A 14,502-nucleotide genomic window follows, 5' to 3' on the forward strand; every position below is an offset into this window, starting at 1 on the left:
TAATCATCGGGACTTAACCTTTGTGCTGTTGCCAAGTCTGGCATTTCAGTATCGAAGGGGGGGCTATGCGGTGGTTGGTGGTGGCTGTTTTGTGTGTGATCTGCAGCAGTGTCGGTGCGGGAGAGGTGTTCCTGATTCCGATGGATAATCCCAAACCGAAATACCCCAGGGCACTTTACCGGGCAGGCATCACGGGGGAGGTGCGGGTCACCATGAATGTCCACGCTGATGGGTCGGTTAGTCAGCCAGTCGCCTTGAAAGCTGCGCATTCCGAACTCGCCTCGGTGTCCCTGGCAGCGGTCGCCCAGTGGCGATTCCAGCCCTGGGAAGTCAGCAGCGACCGTCCGGCGCAAGTCGAGGTGGTCGCGCCCATGGTCTTCAGGCTGGACGACACTCCGCCCTTGCACGCCAATGAAAAACTGAAGAAGTTGCGTTGTTCAGATGTCAGTCGGGTCGCGCAGTACTATGCGGATTCCTCTTGGGTAGACCTGCCGGTTTTTAGCTGGACTCGCAGTTACATGACTCATTCCATTTCGCCAGCGCTGCTGCCGGAGGAGAAGCGTCTGGCACTGATCGCCAAACTCAACAAAGAAGTGCCGACCATTGTTCGACGATGTAACTCGCATCCGTCGAGCCGGTATGTGCGTTTTCTTCCGAAAGAAGTTCGCGAGCTGCTTTAACCGTAAATTCCGGCGGCGAGTTGTCGTTTCAGGTCGGTAAATAGAAGGCCAGAACAATCTCATGGGTTGTCCTGGCCTTTTTTGGGGCATCGGCGCGATGCCTTGGAGCCGGGTTGCTACGGGTGGCTCCCACAGGTGCTGAGTTATCTGTGATTCCCGGGGCTCCGCGAAGAGCCTCTTTTGCCAGCGACGACTTAGCGAACCTGAACCACCACTTTCCCTACCGCCTTGCGCTGGCCAAGATCATTAATCGCCTGCGCCGCATTGCTCAACGGATACACCTGCGACACCAGCGGCTTCAACTTGCCTTCGGCAAACCAGCCAAACAATTGCTGGAAGTTCGCGGCGTTGTCCTGGGGTTGGCGCTGGGCGAACGAGCCCCAGAACACGCCGACCACCGCTGCGCCTTTGAGCAACGCGAGGTTCACCGGGAATTCGGGGATGCGGCCGCTGGCGAAACCCACTACCAGCAGGCGGCCGTTCCAGGCGATGGCGCGGACGGCTTGGTCGAACAGGTCGCCGCCGACCGGGTCGTAGATCACGTCGGCGCCCTGGCCATCGGTCAGGCGTTTGATTTCGTCCTTGAGGCTGGTTTCGCTGTAATTGATCAGTTCATCGGCGCCGGCAGCCTTGGCCACGGCGAGTTTTTCAGCGCTGCTGGCGGCGGCGATCACCCGGGCGCCCATGGCTTTGCCGATTTCCACGGCGGCCAGACCGACACCGCCGGAAGCGCCGAGCACCAGCAGGGTTTCACCCGGTTGCAGATTGGCGCGTTGCTTGAGGGCGTGCATCGAGGTGCCGTAGGTCATGCTGAACGCAGCGGCGGTGTTGAAGTCCATGGACGGCGGGATCGGCAGCACGTTGTAGCCCGGCACCGCGACTTGTTCGGCAAAGCTGCCCCAGCCGGTCAGCGCCATGACCCGGTCGCCGACCTTGAGGTGGCTGACCTTTTCGCCCACCGCACTGACCACGCCAGCCGCTTCGCCGCCCGGGGAAAACGGGAAGGGCGGCTTGAACTGGTATTTGCCCTCGATGATCAGCGTGTCCGGGAAGTTGACCCCGGCGGCGTGCACGTCCAGCAGGATTTCGTTCTTCTTCGCGACAGGACTGGCGACGTCTTCCAGCACCAGCGATTCGGCGGGGCCGAAGGCTTTGCATAGCACGGCTTTCATCAGGGCTATTCCTTTGGGAGTGATGGCCGATAAGTGTAGGTGTGTGAGTCGTCGGGTCAACGAGCATGCCCGGCCCTGATAACCAGCCATAAGCTTGTGCTTGCGCGGCGGGTCGATATGCTAGGCCGCAAACCGGATAAGGAGTGAATTGTGAAAGCGTGGATCATGTTGATGCTGGCCCTGTCTCTGCCCATGGCAGCGATGGCCGAAGAAGCCGCCAAAGAAGGCGAAGCCCCGAAAGTCAGCTATCTGACTTTGAGCCCGCCATTCGTGGGCAACTATGGGTTGGATGGCACGCCGAAGTTGAAAGTCTTCAAGGCTGACGTCGCGTTGCGGGTGACCGGTGAGGAAGCGACCAAACTGGTGAAGGCCAATGAGCCGTTGATTCGCAATCAACTGGTGGCGTTGTTCACCCAGCAAACCACCGAAGCGATGAACAGCATCGAAGGTAAGGAAAAGCTGCGTCAGGAAGCGTTGAAGCAGACTCAGCAAGTGATGAATGACGAGACCGGCAAGCCGGTGGTTGAGGATCTGTTGTTCAACAACCTGATCATTCAATAAAACATTCGTTGTCCGGGCGGGCCTCTTCGCGAGCAAGCCCGCTCCCACATTGGAATGCGTTCCTTTGTGGGAGCGGGCTTGCTCGCGAAGGCATTCTTCCAATCGCAGCAAAGCTCAAGGCTTTAACGCAATCACCGCCGCCCACTGCTCGGCCGTCACCGGCATCACCGACAACCGCGACCCCTTCTGCACCAATGGCATCTCAGCCAACGCCGTTTGCTGCTTCAAATAATCCAGTTTCAACACCCCGGCAAACGTCTCGACATGCGCGACATCAATCGCGCTCCAGGCGTTTTTCTCTGGCGTGGCCTTCGGATCGTAGTAATGGCTCTCAGGTTCCAGTGCCGTCGGGTCGGGGTATGCCGCTTCAACTATTTTGCCGATCCCGGCAATCCCGGGCTCCGGGCAGCTGGAGTGATAGAAGAAGAACTCGTCACCCACCGCCATCGCCCGCAGGAAGTTGCGTGCCTGGTAGTTGCGAACCCCATCCCAGCGCGCTTTGCCAAGCTTCGCAAGGTCTTTGATCGAGAGCTCGTCAGGCTCGGATTTCATCAGCCAATAGGCCATGTTTTTTGCTCCATGCGAGGTGGGTGGGCAAGTTGTCGGGCGATTTTATGACAAACCGACGGTCGGTTGACGCCAGTGTTTGCGTGTCGGTTCACGTTGTCGCAAAATGCCGGCCTTCTAAGCTTGACGCTGCTGCACGGCCTACACCTACAACGGAAACCGCTGCTGTCATCGTGTTGATGTGCCTTTGGGGGGCAATCGATGAAACGCAAACCGGATTTACTATGGATTTTGGTTATTTTGTTCGGCCTCGGTGTCGTCACCACTGGCTATGCCCAAAGCTTGTGGAATAACAAGACCGACGCGCCGATCGAGATCGCGCAGCAACAACAGCCGTCAGCCTTCAAGCGCTGAACCTGTCTTCCGAGCGCTGCACCCGTAGGAGCACAGCTTGCTCGTGATGACGGCGGCACATTCAACCTCTATGTGTCTGAAAGACCGCTATCGCGAGCAAGCTTTGCTCCTACAGTAAATACCACGCCTTGTCTGTCACCGTTCCTTGCAACGGCACATCCCAGCTCGCCTGAGCCAATCGCTCGACCTTCTGACATTCATGGGCCAGCCCCAACAAGGTCGGCTTGCGCCAGGTTTGGCGTCGTGCCAGATACGCCAGGCTCCGATCATAGAAACCGCCGCCCATTCCCAGGCGTCCGCCGACATCATCAAAACCCACCAAGGGCAACAACACCAGATCCAGAGCCCAAACCTTGCGTTGCCGGGCAAGGTTGGCCCGTGGTTCGAGAATGCGGAAGCGGTTGGGTTTGAGTTTTTCGCCGGGGCGGATGCGCTGGAACACCATTTTGGTTCGCGGCCAGGCACTCAACACCGGCAGATAAGTCGCCTTGCCTCGACGCTGAGCCGCACGCAGCAACAGGCGCGGGTCGATTTCACCGTCGGTGGGCAGATACAAGGAGATGTGTTTTGCGCGGCGAAACAGCGGGTGCCGGGCCAATTGCTTATAAAGCCCGCGAGCGGCCTGGCGCTGTTGACTAGGTGTCAGGGCGCGGCGGGCCTTGCGCAGCATGCGTCGAAGTTGCGGGCGGGGAAGCAGCGCAGGTTCGGTCATGGATTCAGCTTCGGCAGGACGAATACACAAAGCGTACCCGTAAAAAAGCCGATGCCGGTATTTAAACCGGCATCGGACTGGAATCAGGCTCCCCGGATGAACCGCTGCTGACTTAGCCCTTGAACCCGAAAGTTCAAGGTGGAAGATGCAGTAGGCTTTAAGGCTTTCCGTCTAGCGGACATGCACACCAGCCCAACGTGCAGCCTCCAGGGTAGTGCGAATCGGCTCAGGGACGTGGTCAACTGGCAAGCACCCCAGGGAGTGACGCGAGTATACCCCAAGCGGTTTCGCGTTTCAGCCCTTGGTGACGTCCGGATCGGTGGCGAGCACCAGATCGACGCGGTCGAGCAGGTCGCGAACCTGCTCGCGGGTCGAACCGCTGGCCTGTACGTCCGGGCGTTCTTCCTTGTGCAACAGGTCGTGGGTGATGTTCAGCGCGGCCATCACGGCGATGCGGTCGGCACCAATGACTTTGCCGCTGCTGCGGATTTCGCGCATCTTGCCATCCAGGTAGCGGGCGGCACTCACCAGATTGCTGCGCTCTTCCTGGGGGCAGATGATCGAATATTCTTTATCGAGGATCTGCACGGTAACGCTATTGCTTGAACTCATGAGTCTTGCTCCAGGGCCTTGAGGCGCGAAATCATCGATTCGACCTTACGCCGGGCGATTTCGTTTTTTTCAATGAGGTGAGCGCGTTCCTCGCGCCAGGTCTTTTCCTGAGCTAATAGGAGTCCATTTTGGCTCTTTAGTTGCTCGACTCGGCTAATTAGCAGTTCGAGTCTTGCCATCAGCGCTTGCAGGTCGGTGTCTTCCATTGTGTCCACTGAGATTGAGTCTGATGGGTAATAACGGGCGGACAGCCTTTAATAGTCTTGGCGAGTCTGTCGATGTAGGATACAAGGCCTTCATTCTAGACATAGCGCCGTCTGGCGCCTAGCTGCCCATGCCCATTCAGAATTCCCCGTACCAAGCCTTCGCCACCCTGCTGACTTCCAGCGGTCATAACGTCTCGCCTGCCGAACTGCATGGCCTGTTGCTCGGCCGCAGTTGCGCCGGTGCAGGCTTCGCCGCCGACAGTTGGTTGGCGGACGCCGCCGAGTTGCTCGAAGGCGAGCCACAAGACAACGTTCGCAACGCCCTGATCGGCCTGCAAGAGATGGTCAAGGGTGAGCTGACCGGCGACGACATGACGGTCGTTCTGCTGCTGCCAACCGACGACGCACCGCTGGCCGACCGCGCCGCTGCACTGGGCCAATGGTGCCAGGGCTTCCTCGCCGGCTTCGGTCTGACCTACCGCGACAACGCGCTGAGCACCGAAGCGACCGAGGTCCTGCAGGACCTGGCCGCCATCGCTCAGGTGCAAGATGCGCTGGAAGAATCCGACGACGGCGAAAGCGACTACATGGAAGTCATGGAGTACCTGCGCGTCGCGCCGCTACTGCTGTTCACCGAAACCAAGAAACCTGCCGAGCCGGCCGCCGCCAAACCGTCGTTGCATTAATCGCCTGCCAGGGAAAGCCATCTGCCCATGATTCATATCCCGAAATCGGAATACAGCCGTCGCCGCAAGGCCTTGATGGCGCAGATGGAACCCAACAGCATCGCGATCCTGCCCGCCGCCGCGGTGGCCATCCGCAACCGCGACGTCGAGCACGTCTACCGTCAGGACAGCGACTTCCAGTACCTCAGCGGTTTCCCCGAGCCTCAAGCCGTCATCGTCCTGATGCCCGGCCGTGAGCACGGCGAATACCTGCTGTTTTGCCGCGAGCGCAACGCCGAACGGGAATTGTGGGACGGTCTGCGCGCCGGCCAGGAAGGCGCGATCCGCGACTTTGGCGCCGACGACGCGTTCCCCATCACCGACATCGACGACATTCTGCCGGGCCTGATCGAAGGGCGCGACCGGGTGTATTCGGCCATGGGCAGCAACCCGGAATTCGACCGGCACCTGATGGACTGGATCAACGTGATCCGCTCTAAAGCGCACCTCGGCGCTCAGCCGCCGAACGAATTCGTTGCTTTGGATCATCTGCTCCACGACATGCGCCTGTATAAATCAGCGGCAGAAGTGAAGGTGATGCGCGAAGCCGCACGGATATCCGCCCAGGCGCATATCCGCGCGATGCAGGCCAGCCGCGCCGGGTTGCATGAGTTCAGCCTGGAAGCCGAGCTTGATTACGAGTTCCGCAAGGGCGGGGCGAAGATGCCGGCGTATGGCTCGATCGTCGCCTCGGGGCGCAACAGCTGCATCCTGCATTACCAGCAGAATGACGCGGTGCTCAAGGACGGTGACCTGGTGCTGATCGATGCCGGTTGCGAAATCGACTGCTACGCCAGCGACATCACCCGCACCTGGCCGGTGAGCGGCAAGTATTCCGCCGAGCAGAAGGCGATCTACGAGTTGGTGCTGGCGTCGCAAGAAGCGGCGTTTGCCGAAATCGCGCCGAACAAGCATTGGAATCAGGCGCACGAAGCCACGGTCCGGGTGATTACTGCCGGTCTGGTGAAACTGGGCCTGTTGCAGGGCGACGTCGACGAGTTGATCGCCAACGAAGCCTATAAGGCGTTTTACATGCACCGCGCCGGCCACTGGCTGGGCATGGATGTGCATGACGTCGGCGAGTACAAGGTCGGCGGCGAATGGCGTGTGCTGGAAGTCGGCATGGCGCTCACTGTGGAACCGGGCATCTACATCGCCCCGGACAATCAGAACGTGGCGAAGAAATGGCGCGGCATCGGCGTGCGCATCGAGGACGACGTGGTAGTGACCAGGACCGGTTGTGAAATCCTGACCAAAGGCGTGCCGAAAACGGTCGCCGAGATCGAGGCCTTGATGGCACAAGCACGGACACAAGCGGCATGAGTCGAGTCAATCTGGCAATCATCGGGGGTGGTCTGGTCGGCGCCAGTCTGGCGTTGGCCTTGCAGGCCGGGGCCAAGGCCCGTGGCTGGAAGATCGTGCTGATCGAGCCGTTCGCCCCCGGTGACACCTATCAACCGAGCTACGACGCCCGTTCTTCGGCGCTGTCCTATGGCGCTCGGCAGATTTATCAACGGTTGGGCGTGTGGCAGGAAATCTCCCGTCGCGCCGAGCCGATCAAGCAGATTCATGTCTCCGACCGTGGGCGTTTTTCCACGGCGCGACTGTCGGCGATGGAAGAGGGTGTTCCGGCCCTCGGCTATGTGGTGGAAAACGCCTGGCTCGGCCAATGCCTCTGGCAAGGCCTGGACAAGGACGTGGTCACTTGGCGCTGCCCGGCGGAAGTCACGCGCATGGAGCCGCTGACCGACGGCTATCGCCTGACCCTCAATGACGAAACCACCCTGGAATGCGACCTCGCCGTGCTTGCCGATGGCGGTCGTTCCGGTCTGCGCGAGCAACTGGGGATCGGCATCAAAAAGCGTCCATACAACCAGAGCGCGCTGATCGCCAACATCACCCCGAGCGAAGCCCATAACGGCATGGCGTTCGAGCGTTTCACCGACGAAGGCCCGATGGCGTTGTTGCCATTGCCGGACAACCGCTGCGCCTTGGTCTGGACCCGTCTGGGCATGGACGCGCAACGGTTGGCGGCCCTCGATGAAAAGAGCTTCCTCAGCGAGTTACAAGGCGTGTTCGGTTATCGCCTCGGCACGTTGAAACAGGTCGGCGCGCGGCATTTGTACCCGCTGACCTTGATCGAGGCCGAAGAGCAGGTGCGTCCGCATCTGGCGATTCTCGGCAACGCCGCTCACAGCCTGCATCCGATTGCGGGGCAGGGTTTCAACCTGTCCTTGCGCGATGCCCAGGCCTTGGCCGATGCGTTGTTGGCCAGCGAAACCTCGCCCGGCGACTTTGCGACCTTGCAGGCCTATCGTGAACGTCAACGCATGGATCAGAACCTGACCGTGGGCTTCTCCGATCAGGTCACCCGGTTGTTCGGCAGCACCCAACCGCTGGTGTCCCTGGGCCGCAACATCGGCCTGTTGGGTCTCGATCTGTTGCCGCCGGCCAAACGCTGGTTCGCCCGGCAGGCCATGGGTTTGGGTACTCGTCCGGATGCTTAAGTGGCTCACCGCAAAATTCGGCAAGGCGCGGTTGATGCGCTGGGTCATGACGTTCTACCCGCCGTACCTCGGCGCCGGTGTGCGGGTTCGACACATCAGCGATGACTTCCGGGACATCAAGGTGTCCATGGGCCTGGGCTGGTACAACCGCAATTACGTCGGCACCCAGTTCGGTGGCAGCCTGTATTCAATGGTCGATCCGTTCTACATGCTGATGCTGATGGAAAACCTCGGGCACCGTTACATTGTCTGGGACAAAGCCGCCGACATCGATTTCATTGCGCCGGGCAAAGGTCCGGTGTTCGCCCGTTTCAACATCGACGAGACCTTGCTCGACGAGATTCGCCGGCAGACGGCGAGTGGCGAAAAATACCTGCCGCAGTTGCAGGTCGATATTCACGACGGCGCCGGCACCTTGGTGGCGCGGGTCGAAAAAACCCTTTACGTGCGGCTCAAGCCGCAAGCGAGACAGGCTTAAAGCATGGACATGCGCGCAGATCTGCTGATTGTCGGGGCCGGAATGGTCGGCAGCGCCCTGGCGCTGGCGTTACAGGACAGCGGGCTGGAAGTCCTGCTGCTGGACGGCAGCCCGATGAGCGTCAAACCCTTCGATGCCCAGGCGACTTTCGAGCCGCGAGTCAGTGCACTGTCGGCCGCCAGCCAGCGCATCCTCGAACGCCTCGGCGTGTGGGACGGCATCGCCAACCGGCGCAGCAGCCCCTACACCGACATGCACGTCTGGGACGGCAGCGGCACCGGGCAAATCCATTTTTCGGCGGCCAGTGTGCACGCCGATGTGCTGGGGCATATCGTCGAAAACCGCGTGGTGCAGGACGCCTTGCTCGACCGTTTGCACGATTGCGATCTCGGCATGTTGGCCAATGCGCGTCTGGAGCAGATGCGCCGCTCCGGCGATGACTGGCTGCTGACCCTCGCCGATGGCCGCACCTTGCGCGCGCCGTTGGTAATTGCGGCGGACGGCGCCAATTCGGCGGTGCGGCGCCTGACCGGTGTCGCCACCCGTGAGTGGGACTATATGCACCACGCGATCGTGACCAGTGTGCGCAGCTCAAAACCCCATCAAATGACGGCTTGGCAGCGGTTTACCGACAATGGTCCGCTGGCGTTTTTGCCGCTGGAGCGGGATGGTCAGCAGGATTGGTGTTCGATCGTCTGGTCGACCACGCCGAGCGAAGCCGAACGCTTGATGGCGCTGGATGACGACGCTTTCTGCCGTGAACTGGAACGGGCCTTCGAGGGCCGTTTGGGCACAGTGATCAGCGCTGATCCGCGTCTGTGCGTGCCGCTGCGTCAGCGCCATGCCAAGCGTTATGTGGCGGAAGGCCTGGCGCTGATCGGCGATGCGGCGCACACCATCCACCCGTTGGCCGGGCAGGGCGTGAATCTTGGTTTTCTCGATGCGGCGGTGTTGGCCGAAGTGCTGTTGCAAGCAGCTGAGCGCGGTGAGCGCCTGGCGGATGTGAAGGTTCTCAGCCGTTACGAGCGTCGGCGCATGCCGCACAATTTGGCGTTGATGGCGGCGATGGAAGGCTTTGAGCGCTTGTTCCAGGCGGATCCGCTGCCGGTGCGCTGGTTGCGTAATGCCGGGTTGAAGATGGTTGAGCAGTTGCCGGAGGCCAAGGCGTTGTTTGTGCGTGAAGCGCTGGGGTTGACCGGGGATTTGCCGGCGCTGGCCAAGGCCTGAGCCTTTCGCTGGGGCTGATGGCCTCTTCGCGAGCAAGCCCGCTCCCACAGTTGAAATGCATTCCCCTGTGGGAGCGGGCTTGCTCGCGAAGACGTCGGTACATTCAATACATACCTGAAGCTGTGCAACATCTGGTAACTCACCCGCAAACTGTTCGATTGAGCTGGCAAATGTGAGTCCTTATCATTTGGCCTCATTTTTCAATCGAGACCGCTCCCATGTTGGCACCGAAGCGTCTATTGACCGCGCTGGCCCTGACCCTGATCGGCAGCACCGCCGCCCAGGCCGCCGACGAGGTGGTGGTTTACTCCTCGCGTATCGACGAGCTGATCAAGCCCGTCTTCGATGCCTACACCGCGAAAACCGGTGTGCAGGTGAAGTTCATCACCGACAAGGAAGCGCCGCTGATGCAGCGCATCAAGGCCGAGGGCGAAAACGCCACCGCCGACCTGCTGCTCACCGTCGATGCCGGCAACCTCTGGCAGGCCGAGCAGATGGGCATTCTCCAGCCGTTCACCTCAAAGACCATCGACGCCAACATCCCTCTGCAATACCGCGCGTCTTCTCATGCCTGGACCGGGCTGAGCCTGCGGGCGAGGACCATCGCCTACTCCACGGATCGTGTGAAACCGGGAGAGTTGACCACTTACGAAGGTCTGGCCGACAAGAATTGGGAGGGTCGCCTGTGCCTGCGCACGGCGAAGAAGGTCTACAACCAGTCGCTGACCGCCACCATGATCGAAGTCCATGGCGCCGCTAAAACCGAGCAGATCCTCAAGGGTTGGGTGAGTAACCTGTCCACCGACGTGTTCTCCGATGACATCGCGGTGCTGGAAGCGATCAACGCCGGGCAATGCGACGTCGGCATCGTCAATACTTACTACTACGGTCGTCTGCACAAGCAGAAGCCGGACCTGGCGGTGAAGCTGTTCTGGCCGAATCAGGGCGACCGTGGCGTGCACGTCAATCTGTCGGGCATCGGCCTGACCAAACATGCGCCGCACCCGGAAGCGGCCAAGGCCTTGGTGGAGTGGATGACCACGCCGCAAGCGCAGAAGATTTTCGCGGATGTGAACCAGGAGTTCCCGGCCAACCCGGCAGTGGCGCCTTCTGCGGAAGTGGCGAGCTGGGGCAAGTTTGTTGCTGATACGTTGCCGGTGGAAATTGCCGGCAAGCGTCAGGCCGAAGCGATCCGCATGATGGATCGCGCTGGCTGGAACTGAAGATCAAAAGATCGCAGCCTCGTTTCACTCGACAGCTCCTACATTGGGATCGCGTACCCCTGTAGGAGCTGTCGAGTGAAACGAGGCTGCGATCTTTTTGCGGTGTACATACACTTCTGCTGATTCACCCCTGAGAGCTTTTCCTTGGCCCACCCCGCCCAACGCCGCTGGTATCCCCTGGTCTTCGCCATCGCCGCGTTGGTCCTGCTGCCCCTGAGCGTGCTGTTTTTCTCCTGGCAAACCATCGATCAACAAATCTGGTCCCACCTCTGGGACACCCAGATGCCACGACTGCTGGGCAATACCCTGACCCTGGTGCTCGGCGTCGGTGTTGGCGTGACGCTATTAGGCGTGAGCCTGGCCTGGCTCACCAGCCTCTGCGAATTCCCCGGTCGGCGCTGGCTGGACTGGGCGTTGATGCTGCCGTTCGCAATTCCCGCCTACGTGTTGGCGTTTGTCTTCGTCGGCCTGCTGGATTTCGCCGGCCCCGTGCAAACCCTGATGCGCGAATGGTTCGGCGTCGGGTTGCGATTGCCGCGAGTGCGCTCCACCGGTGGTGTGATCCTGGTTTTGGTGCTGGTGTTCTATCCCTACGTTTACCTGTTGGCGCGCACTGCGTTTCTGGCCCAGGGCAAGGGCCTGATGGAAGCCGCGCGAGTCCTCGGCCAATCCCCGTGGCAAGCGTTCTGGCGCGTCGCCTTGCCCATGGCGCGCCCAGCCATCGGCGCCGGTGTGGCGCTGGCGCTGATGGAAACCCTGGCGGATTTTGGCGCGGTGTCGGTGTTCAACTTCGACACGTTCACCACCGCCATCTACAAGACGTGGTACGGCTTTTTCAGCCTCTCGACCGCCGCGCAACTGGCCAGCCTGTTGCTGCTGGTGGTGATGGTCGTGCTCTACGGCGAGCGCCGTGCCCGTGGCGCCCATCGGGCGAGCAACGAGCGACCACGGGTCAAGGCGTTGTATCACCTGCGCGGCCTCAAAGCGTTGGCGGCGATGAGTTGGTGTGGCTTGGTGTTCGCCTGCGCCTTCGTCATCCCGATGCTGCAACTGGTGGTGTGGTTCTGGCAGCGCGGGCGCTTCGATCTGGATGAGCGTTACGCCGGGCTGATCGTCCACACCCTGTACCTGGGCGGCATGGCGGCACTGATCACGGTCAGCGTTGCCCTGTTGCTGGCGTTTGCCCGTCGCCTGGCGCCGACCCGGGCGATCCGCTCCGGTGTCAGCCTGGCCAACCTGGGCTACGCCTTCCCCGGCTCTGTGCTGGCGGTGTCGATCATGCTGGCGTTCAGTTACCTGGATCGCGAACTGGTCGTACCGCTGTGGGGCAAACCGATACTGCTGGGCAGTCTGTCGGCGCTGATCGTGGCCTATCTGGTGCGTTTCATTGCGGTGGCTTACGGGCCACTGGAAAGCAGTCTGGCGCGAATACGGCCTTCTTTGCCCGAAGCAGCACGTAGCCTTGGGGTCAGTGGGCCACGACTGTTTTTCAAAGTGTATCTGCCGCTTTTGCTGCCGGGCACCTTGAGCGCGGCGTTGCTGGTGTTCGTCGATGTGCTCAAGGAAATGCCCGCGACCCTGCTGATGCGCCCGTTTGGCTGGGACACGCTGGCCGTTCGCATCTTTGAAATGACCAGCGAAGGTGAATGGGCGAGGGCATCGTTGCCGGCCCTGACCCTGGTTTTGGTCGGGCTGTTACCGGTCATCGGATTGATTCGACGTTCGGCGCATCGAAACGCCTAGGTGCCAGTCCTACACCTTGCGGCTACAATGCGCGGCATTCGGTGCGGTCCGTCTGACAGATCAGGTAGCTGAAATCGGCTGTAGGCCTTCTAATTCAAGGCTTTCACCCCGTGCAGTGCTTGTCCGCACCTTCGCCACGCCCGGAAGGAGAAACCCATGGGACAGCGTACGCCTCTGTATGACCTTCATCTCGCCCTCGGCGCGAAGATGGTCGATTTTGGCGGTTGGGATATGCCACTGCATTACGGCTCGCAGGTCGAGGAACACCATCAGGTGCGCCGCGATTGCGGGGTTTTCGATGTATCCCACATGACCGTGATCGATGTCGACGGCTCCCAGGCGAAGGCCTGGCTCCAGCACTTGCTGGCCAATGACGTCGATCGCCTGCACAGCCCCGGCCGTGCCTTGTACAGCACCATGCTCAACGAACGCGGCGGCATCGTCGACGACATGCTCGTCTATCGTCTCGAGGACGGCTATCGGTTGGTGGTCAACGCCTCCACCCGGGATCAGGACCTGGCCTGGATGCAGGCGCATCTCGACGGCTTCGATGTGCGACTCCTTGAGCGGTCCGAGTTGGCGATGCTGGCCATTCAAGGTCCTCAGGCCCGGCACAAGATCGCCGAGCTGGTCACCCAGTCCCGTGGCAATCTCATTCAGATCCTCAAACCGTTCGAGGGTCAGTTCGACGGCGACTGGTTTATCGCGCGCACGGGTTACACCGGTGAAGATGGCCTGGAAATCGTCCTGCCGGCCGATCAGGCTCCCGGTTTCTTCAACGACCTGGTCGGCGCCGGCATTTCTCCTATTGGCTTGGGCGCCCGGGATACCTTGCGTGTCGAGGCCGGAATGAACCTCTACGGTCAGGACATTCATCAAGATGTCTCACCGCTGGCCTCCAATATGGCCTGGAGCATTGCCTGGGAACCCGCCACTCGCCAGTTCATCGGGCGCAAGGCGCTGGAAGCCGAAAAGGCCAACGGCGTGCAGCACAAACTGGTCGGTCTGGTCCTTGAGGAGCGAGGTGTTTTACGCGCTCATCAAGTGGTCCGTATCGCCAATGTTGGCGAAGGGGAGATCACCAGTGGTAGTTTCTCTCCTACGCTTAGCAAGTCGATTGCACTGGCGCGCGTGCCGATGGCGACCGCCGACCGCGCAGAAGTGGAAATCCGTGGCAAGTGGTACCCGGTCCGAGTGGTCAAACCGACCTTCGTACGCCATGGCAAAACCTTGATCTAACCCTTTTTCTGGCGGGCAACGACCGCTGACATTTTTCTTGAGGACACAGAACATGAGCGATATCCCTGCCGACCTGCGTTTTGCCGAAAGTCACGAATGGGCGCGTCTGGAAGCCGATGGCACCGTCACCGTGGGCATCAGCGATCACGCTCAGGAAGCCTTGGGCGACGTGGTGTTCGTTGAACTGACCGAAGTCGGCAACGTGTTTGCCGCCGAAGATCAAGCCGGTGTGGTTGAGTCGGTTAAAGCCGCTTCCGACATCTACTCGCCGATTGCCGGTGAAGTGATCGCGGTCAACGAAGAATTGAGCGCAAACCCGGAACTGCTCAACACCGACCCGTACGGTGCCTGGATCTTCAAGCTCAAGCCAAGCAACACGGCTGAGCTGGAAAAACTGCTCGACGCAGCCGGCTACAAAACCGCTATCGGCGAGTAACACCGCTCTTCGCTCTTGTAGGAGCATGGCTTGCCCGCGATGGCGTTCTTGAAATCGCCA

17 protein-coding genes and 1 other RNA gene are annotated in these 14,502 nt (G+C 60.6%); 12 read left to right on the forward strand and 6 right to left on the reverse strand.

Going from position 1 to position 14,502, the window contains the following annotated elements:
- Positions 1-65 precede the first annotated feature (65 nt).
- Positions 66-680 carry a TonB family protein gene (locus HB680_RS07615; protein ID WP_213937906.1) on the forward strand — a complete coding sequence of 205 codons (615 nt, stop codon included), beginning with the start codon at positions 66-68 and terminating at the stop codon, positions 678-680.
- Positions 681-874: 194 nt separating this feature from the next.
- On the opposite strand, the gene HB680_RS07620 is transcribed toward HB680_RS07615, so the two are convergent.
- Positions 875-1,852: an NADPH:quinone oxidoreductase family protein gene (locus HB680_RS07620; RefSeq protein ID WP_054044635.1), complete on the reverse strand. Its 978-nt coding sequence runs from the start codon at positions 1,850-1,852 to the stop codon at positions 875-877.
- A gap of 150 nt (positions 1,853-2,002) precedes the next feature.
- On the opposite strand from HB680_RS07620, the gene HB680_RS07625 reads away from it, so the two are divergent.
- Complete coding sequence (locus tag HB680_RS07625) at positions 2,003-2,413, forward strand: flagellar basal body-associated FliL family protein (protein ID WP_213937907.1); 411 nt, start codon at positions 2,003-2,005, stop codon at positions 2,411-2,413.
- A gap of 114 nt (positions 2,414-2,527) precedes the next feature.
- On the opposite strand, the gene HB680_RS07630 is transcribed toward HB680_RS07625, so the two are convergent.
- Positions 2,528-2,980, reverse strand: coding sequence for an EVE domain-containing protein (locus tag HB680_RS07630; RefSeq protein WP_213937908.1), 453 nt, complete (start codon positions 2,978-2,980; stop codon positions 2,528-2,530).
- Between the two features lie 201 nt (positions 2,981-3,181).
- On the opposite strand from HB680_RS07630, the gene HB680_RS07635 reads away from it, so the two are divergent.
- Positions 3,182-3,334, forward strand: coding sequence for a hypothetical protein (locus tag HB680_RS07635; protein WP_007942433.1), 153 nt, complete (start codon positions 3,182-3,184; stop codon positions 3,332-3,334).
- Positions 3,335-3,443: 109 nt separating this feature from the next.
- On the opposite strand, the gene HB680_RS07640 is transcribed toward HB680_RS07635, so the two are convergent.
- The 4 genes from HB680_RS07640 to HB680_RS07655 form a co-directional block, all read right to left on the reverse strand.
- Complete coding sequence (locus HB680_RS07640; protein WP_213937909.1) at positions 3,444-4,046, reverse strand: 5-formyltetrahydrofolate cyclo-ligase; 603 nt, start codon at positions 4,044-4,046, stop codon at positions 3,444-3,446.
- A gap of 85 nt (positions 4,047-4,131) precedes the next feature.
- Positions 4,132-4,310, reverse strand: a non-coding RNA gene (ssrS, locus tag HB680_RS07645) — 6S RNA.
- Positions 4,311-4,340: 30 nt separating this feature from the next.
- Complete coding sequence (locus tag HB680_RS07650) at positions 4,341-4,658, reverse strand: cell division protein ZapA (protein WP_007942435.1); 318 nt, start codon at positions 4,656-4,658, stop codon at positions 4,341-4,343.
- A complete protein-coding gene (locus HB680_RS07655; RefSeq protein ID WP_007942437.1) occupies positions 4,655-4,864 on the reverse strand; it encodes a TIGR02449 family protein in 210 nt (69 codons plus the stop codon). Before HB680_RS07655 ends, HB680_RS07650 begins: the two co-directional genes overlap by 4 nt.
- 128 nt (positions 4,865-4,992) lie before the next feature.
- Here HB680_RS07655 and HB680_RS07660 point away from each other — a divergent pair, with 128 nt between their 5' ends.
- From HB680_RS07660 to gcvH, 9 genes are all read left to right on the forward strand, one after another.
- Entirely contained in the window at positions 4,993-5,550 is a 558-nt protein-coding gene (locus HB680_RS07660; RefSeq protein WP_213937910.1) for a YecA family protein, read from the forward strand.
- A 27-nt stretch (positions 5,551-5,577) separates the two neighbouring features.
- Positions 5,578-6,912, forward strand: coding sequence for a Xaa-Pro aminopeptidase (gene pepP, locus HB680_RS07665; RefSeq protein WP_213937911.1), 1,335 nt, complete (start codon positions 5,578-5,580; stop codon positions 6,910-6,912).
- Positions 6,909-8,096 carry a 2-octaprenyl-6-methoxyphenyl hydroxylase gene (gene ubiH, locus HB680_RS07670; protein WP_213937912.1) on the forward strand — a complete coding sequence of 396 codons (1,188 nt, stop codon included), beginning with the start codon at positions 6,909-6,911 and terminating at the stop codon, positions 8,094-8,096. The genes pepP and ubiH overlap by 4 nt, the downstream gene beginning before the upstream one ends.
- Complete coding sequence (locus tag HB680_RS07675; RefSeq protein WP_054616997.1) at positions 8,089-8,574, forward strand: DUF4442 domain-containing protein; 486 nt, start codon at positions 8,089-8,091, stop codon at positions 8,572-8,574. Before ubiH ends, HB680_RS07675 begins: the two co-directional genes overlap by 8 nt.
- A gap of 9 nt (positions 8,575-8,583) precedes the next feature.
- Positions 8,584-9,801 carry a 2-octaprenyl-3-methyl-6-methoxy-1,4-benzoquinol hydroxylase gene (locus HB680_RS07680; protein WP_213937976.1) on the forward strand — a complete coding sequence of 406 codons (1,218 nt, stop codon included), beginning with the start codon at positions 8,584-8,586 and terminating at the stop codon, positions 9,799-9,801.
- Positions 9,802-10,019: 218 nt separating this feature from the next.
- A complete protein-coding gene (locus HB680_RS07685) occupies positions 10,020-11,024 on the forward strand; it encodes an extracellular solute-binding protein (RefSeq protein WP_213937913.1) in 1,005 nt (334 codons plus the stop codon).
- Between the two features lie 144 nt (positions 11,025-11,168).
- On the forward strand, positions 11,169-12,767 hold the full coding sequence (locus HB680_RS07690; protein ID WP_213937914.1) for an iron ABC transporter permease: 1,599 nt from the start codon (positions 11,169-11,171) through the stop codon (positions 12,765-12,767).
- A 156-nt stretch (positions 12,768-12,923) separates the two neighbouring features.
- Positions 12,924-14,006, forward strand: coding sequence for a glycine cleavage system aminomethyltransferase GcvT (gene gcvT, locus HB680_RS07695; protein WP_213937915.1), 1,083 nt, complete (start codon positions 12,924-12,926; stop codon positions 14,004-14,006).
- Between the two features lie 52 nt (positions 14,007-14,058).
- Positions 14,059-14,442: a glycine cleavage system protein GcvH gene (gcvH, locus tag HB680_RS07700; protein WP_213937916.1), complete on the forward strand. Its 384-nt coding sequence runs from the start codon at positions 14,059-14,061 to the stop codon at positions 14,440-14,442.
- Positions 14,443-14,502: the final 60 nt, after the last annotated feature.

The sequence above is a fragment of the Pseudomonas sp. dw_612 genome (genome assembly GCF_018449725.1).
GTDB lineage: Bacteria > Pseudomonadota > Gammaproteobacteria > Pseudomonadales > Pseudomonadaceae > Aquipseudomonas.

What these genes read in the sequence shown, in the direction of transcription:
- pepP (WP_213937911.1), top strand. Translation starts at nt 5,578, where the DNA reads ATGATTCATATCCCGAAATCGGAATACAGCCGTCGCCGCAAGGCCTTG.
- HB680_RS07615 (WP_213937906.1), top strand. Translation starts at nt 66, where the DNA reads ATGCGGTGGTTGGTGGTGGCTGTTTTGTGTGTGATCTGCAGCAGTGTC.
- gcvH (WP_213937916.1), top strand. Translation starts at nt 14,059, where the DNA reads ATGAGCGATATCCCTGCCGACCTGCGTTTTGCCGAAAGTCACGAATGG.
- HB680_RS07685 (WP_213937913.1), top strand. Translation starts at nt 10,020, where the DNA reads ATGTTGGCACCGAAGCGTCTATTGACCGCGCTGGCCCTGACCCTGATC.
- HB680_RS07630 (WP_213937908.1), bottom strand. Translation starts at nt 2,980, where the DNA reads ATGGCCTATTGGCTGATGAAATCCGAGCCTGACGAGCTCTCGATCAAA.
- ubiH (WP_213937912.1), top strand. Translation starts at nt 6,909, where the DNA reads ATGAGTCGAGTCAATCTGGCAATCATCGGGGGTGGTCTGGTCGGCGCC.
- HB680_RS07640 (WP_213937909.1), bottom strand. Translation starts at nt 4,046, where the DNA reads ATGACCGAACCTGCGCTGCTTCCCCGCCCGCAACTTCGACGCATGCTG.
- HB680_RS07680 (WP_213937976.1), top strand. Translation starts at nt 8,584, where the DNA reads ATGCGCGCAGATCTGCTGATTGTCGGGGCCGGAATGGTCGGCAGCGCC.
- HB680_RS07655 (WP_007942437.1), bottom strand. Translation starts at nt 4,864, where the DNA reads ATGGAAGACACCGACCTGCAAGCGCTGATGGCAAGACTCGAACTGCTA.
- gcvT (WP_213937915.1), top strand. Translation starts at nt 12,924, where the DNA reads ATGGGACAGCGTACGCCTCTGTATGACCTTCATCTCGCCCTCGGCGCG.
- HB680_RS07650 (WP_007942435.1), bottom strand. Translation starts at nt 4,658, where the DNA reads ATGAGTTCAAGCAATAGCGTTACCGTGCAGATCCTCGATAAAGAATAT.
- HB680_RS07635 (WP_007942433.1), top strand. Translation starts at nt 3,182, where the DNA reads ATGAAACGCAAACCGGATTTACTATGGATTTTGGTTATTTTGTTCGGC.
- HB680_RS07660 (WP_213937910.1), top strand. Translation starts at nt 4,993, where the DNA reads ATGCCCATTCAGAATTCCCCGTACCAAGCCTTCGCCACCCTGCTGACT.
- HB680_RS07675 (WP_054616997.1), top strand. Translation starts at nt 8,089, where the DNA reads ATGCTTAAGTGGCTCACCGCAAAATTCGGCAAGGCGCGGTTGATGCGC.
- HB680_RS07620 (WP_054044635.1), bottom strand. Translation starts at nt 1,852, where the DNA reads ATGAAAGCCGTGCTATGCAAAGCCTTCGGCCCCGCCGAATCGCTGGTG.